Here is a 3,972-nt window from a genome sequence, read left to right on the forward strand (position 1 = left end):
GTTAACTAAGAAGTTCATTGAAATTGTTGGTTCTTCAATTTCAATTTTTTCCATAGCAACTGGGTTTTCTACTGTTGAGATTGTATCTCCGATTGTAATATCAGGAATACCAGCAACGATACATAGATCTCCAGGCTCTACTTCTTCAACTTCTCTTCTATCTAGACCATCATTAACAAATACTTTTGAGAAACTAATATTTTTAATGTTTCCTTCAGCGTTGATTAATGAATATCTACCTTTTCTTTTTAAAGTACCTTTTCTAAGTCTCCCTAGTCCAAGTCTTCCAAGATATTTATCATATTTTAATGATGAGATTTGCATTTGCACTTCTTCATCTTTACCATATGGATAATCTTCTACGTGATTGATTAACGTTTTAAATAATGGTTCTAATGTTTCTGATGGATCATCCATAGAAAGTTTCATTATTCCGTCTTTCGCTGCACCATATAGAATTGGGAATTCCATTTGTTCATCAGTAGCTTCAAGTTCCATGAATAATTCAAGAACCATATCTACAACTTCTGCGGGTCTCGCATCTGATTTATCAATTTTGTTGATAACTAAGATTGGTTTTAACCCTTGTTCTAACGATTTCTTAAGAACAAATCTTGTTTGAGGCATTGGCCCCTCTGAAGAGTCAACCAACAGCATTACTGTATCAACATTCTTAATAATTCTCTCTACTTCACCAGAAAAATCTGCGTGACCTGGTGTGTCTACGACATTAATTTTTGTGTCTCCATATTTAATAGAACAGTTTTTTGAATAGATTGTGATTCCTCTTTCTCTTTCGATGTCATCACTATCCATTACCTGCTCAACTCTTTCTTCTCTTTCGTTAAATGTTCCTGATTGCTCTAGCAGCGCGTCCACTAATGTAGACTTCCCTGCATCAACGTGAGCAATAACTGCAACGTTTATTACCTCTATTCTTTATGTCGCAATTATAGAGAGTAAAGTAGATAATATTACAAGTATTTTAGAACGACTTCTTTTATTTCTTTATATAATTGGGGTAATATGAAATTAAAACTAAAAGAATTACAAAGAATATGAGCATATATTAGCTCACAAAAAACAATCACTATTTGTACACATATAGACCCTGATGGGGATACAGTTGGTACATCTATTGCATTAAAAGAATTTATTGAAAACAATACCGATGTTGAACAAGTTAGGATATCTGGGGGAGATATACCACCTATGTTAGACTTCATTTCAGCGGATATAGAAGACGATATAGAAGATGAATATTTCTACAATTCACAAGTAATCGTTGTAGATACATCAAATAAAGCAAGAATTTGAGATAAGAGAGTTGTAACAAAAGAAGCGGTTAAATTCGATCACCATAAAGAAACAGAAGAATGATTAATGGGTATCGGTGGAGATGATTGACCAGCATGTGGACAATTATTAGCTGAGATTGCATATATGTTAGAACTTAAATGAACAGAAAAAGCTAGAGTAGGTATATCAATTGCTATCGTTACTGACACTGAAAACTTTACACAAAGAAACATTGGTCCAGAAACATTTAACGTTATGGCTAAAATGTTAAAAGATGGACACAACTATTTAGATGTTGTTCCTAAACTACTTCCTTCTGCAAAAGAAGCTGAAGCTATTAATAAAGTGTTAAGTCAAGTATCTTATGAGTATGAAAATATGGTTGTATTTTTCTCTAATGATGAAGTTACAAGTGATATTTATAGAGCTGCTGTCGGTGCTGTATCATCAGTTTCAGATAGAGAAGTAACATTATTTGTTGCTCCATACGCAGGTACAAATATATTACGTGGGGGATTAAGATCTAAAGGAAATGTTGATGTTTCTAAAATAGCTGAAGCATTAGGTGGCGGTGGACACCACGCCTCATCAGGTTTTAAAGCTCCATTAGGTACTTCTTTAGAAGAAATTATGAAAGTTATTAAAGAGCACATTTAGTGTTCTTTTTTGGCATTAAAATGCTATAATACTTGTGTCAATAGAATATTAATTCATGAGATGCCAATGGTATCTCTTTCTTATTCTAAAGGAGGTAAGATGACAATTTTAGAAAGTTTACAAGCCAAATTTGGCGATAAAATCACTTCTACCAAGTGGGAAGAAGAGTTCGGAGCAACATTTTTAAGAGTTGAGGTTCAAGAACCTAAGTTAAGTGAATTAACTCTCTTATCAAAAGAAATCTCTGATTATCTCGATACGATTGACCAAACAGACAAAGAATATTTCTTAGATATTTTTTCTGCGGGTACTGATAAAGAAATCTCTTTTGATGCACTTCCAGAAATGATTGAAGAAAATATTTTAGTCACATTAGTAAGACCAATAAAAGACAAGATTCAATTTGAGGGAACTTTACTTGAAGCAGATCCAAAGGGTTTAACAATTAAATGAAATGCCAAAGGGCAATTCAGAAAACAAATACTAGCTAAAGAAGATATCGAAAAGATTAATCTATCAGCTAAAGTAAAAAAGGAGGGCAAATAATGCCAAAAACATTAGATAAAGAACAATTATTCCAAGCAATTGAAGAGATTGCTATTAAACAAAGACTAAGTAGAGAAGAAATTGATGAAATTTTACGTGAAGCCGTAGAAAAATCATTTCACTCTAAATTCGATCCAGATGCTGATTTAACAGTAACTATCGATAGAGCTCAAAATGAATTCAGCCTAGTTAACAACGCTAAAGAAGTAGTTGAAGACGAGGATGAACCAATGGAAGCAGATCTTAGAACAATAGAAATTCCATTATCAGAAGCTAAGAAAATCAAAGCCGACGTTAAAGTTGGGGACTTCGTTGCTGAAGAAGTTTCATTCGAAGTTTATTCAAGAACAATTGCTCAACAAATCAAGCAATTATTTATCCAAAAAATTAAGGAAAAAACAAAAGCTATGGTTTATGCAAAACATAAAGGTCTAGTTGGAGAAATGGTTCCTGCAATCATTACTACTTCAGCTGCTGGTTTCGCAGTTCTACAATTAGAAGACGGAACACCTGCATTTATGCCTGGTAAACTTAAAAACCCTAGAATCAAAATGAAACTTGGAGAAAAAGTTAATGTATACGTAGAGGAAGTATTAGAGGATTCAAAAGATGCTCAAATCATTGTTTCAAACTCATCACCTTCAATGGTTAGAAGAGTATTAGAACAAGAAGTTCCTGAAATCATGGACGGAACAGTGGAAATCGCTGCAATGTCACGTATCGTTGGTGAAAGAACAAAAGTTGCTGTTAAAGCTACAAACGAAATGGTTGACCCAGTTGGAGCAATCATCGGTGCTGGTGGAGAAAGAATTTCTAGAATCGTTGAAAAACTACACGGTGAAAAACTAGACGTTATTAGATATTCAGAAAACCTAAACGAATTCGTTGTTGCTGCAATGTCACCCGCTAAAGTTGTTGGTATCTTAAATAAAGATGGTTTTGAAGATAAGAAAATTGTTATCGTTCCAAACAAGCATCACACACTTGCAATTGGTAGACGTGGTTCAAATGCTAGATTAGTTGCTGAGTTAGCAAAAGTTAGAGTTGATGTTACATCAATCGACCAAGCTAGAGAAGCTGGAATGGAATTCACATTTAATGGAAACCTAACAGAATCAGAATTAGCAAGAATTGAAGCTGGAGAAAAACTAAACAAAAGACAAAGACCTGCATCAACAGGATTTGCAAAATCTTCAAACATTAATCTTGAAGACATCCAAGGAGAAATTGAAGACTTTAATGAAAACATTGAAGAAACTACATTTGTTCCAGTTGAAAAAGAAGAAGTTATCTTCTCAGACGCAGAACTTAAAGAAATGGAATCTCAATTCGAACTTGATGAAGAACTTGCAGATTTCGCAGATATTGATTTTACAGAGTTAGACAACATTGAAGAAGAATAATCAAAGAACCTGTATCGCAACAGGTCAGAAGTTTGACAAATCTGAATTAATAAGAGTTGTTAAATTT

General features: G+C 33.6%; 4 protein-coding genes. 3 read left to right on the plus strand and 1 reads right to left on the minus strand.

What is annotated here, in order from left to right; all coding sequences use genetic code 4:
* Positions 1–936, minus strand: a 936-nt coding sequence (locus C4B25_RS04400; protein ID WP_131613914.1) for a GTP-binding protein, incomplete at its 3' end; no start/stop codon positions are given.
* A gap of 90 nt (positions 937–1,026) precedes the next feature.
* Here C4B25_RS04400 and C4B25_RS04405 point away from each other — a divergent pair.
* The 3 genes from C4B25_RS04405 (at position 1,027) to nusA (ending at position 3,905) form a co-directional block, all read left to right on the plus strand.
* Entirely contained in the window at positions 1,027–1,956 is a 930-nt protein-coding gene (locus tag C4B25_RS04405) for a DHH family phosphoesterase (protein ID WP_131613908.1), read from the plus strand.
* 99 nt (positions 1,957–2,055) lie between these two features.
* Entirely contained in the window at positions 2,056–2,502 is a 447-nt protein-coding gene (locus C4B25_RS04410) for an LSm family protein (protein ID WP_168380707.1), read from the plus strand.
* On the plus strand, positions 2,502–3,905 hold the full coding sequence (nusA, locus tag C4B25_RS04415) for a transcription termination factor NusA (protein ID WP_131613912.1): 1,404 nt from the start codon (positions 2,502–2,504) through the stop codon (positions 3,903–3,905). Before C4B25_RS04410 ends, nusA begins: the two co-directional genes overlap by 1 nt.
* Positions 3,906–3,972 lie beyond the last annotated feature (67 nt).

Origin of the sequence: Mycoplasma todarodis (assembly GCF_004335995.1) — a bacterium.
GTDB classification, from domain to species: domain Bacteria; phylum Bacillota_I; class Bacilli_A; order Mycoplasmatales; family Metamycoplasmataceae; genus Mycoplasma_K; species Mycoplasma_K todarodis.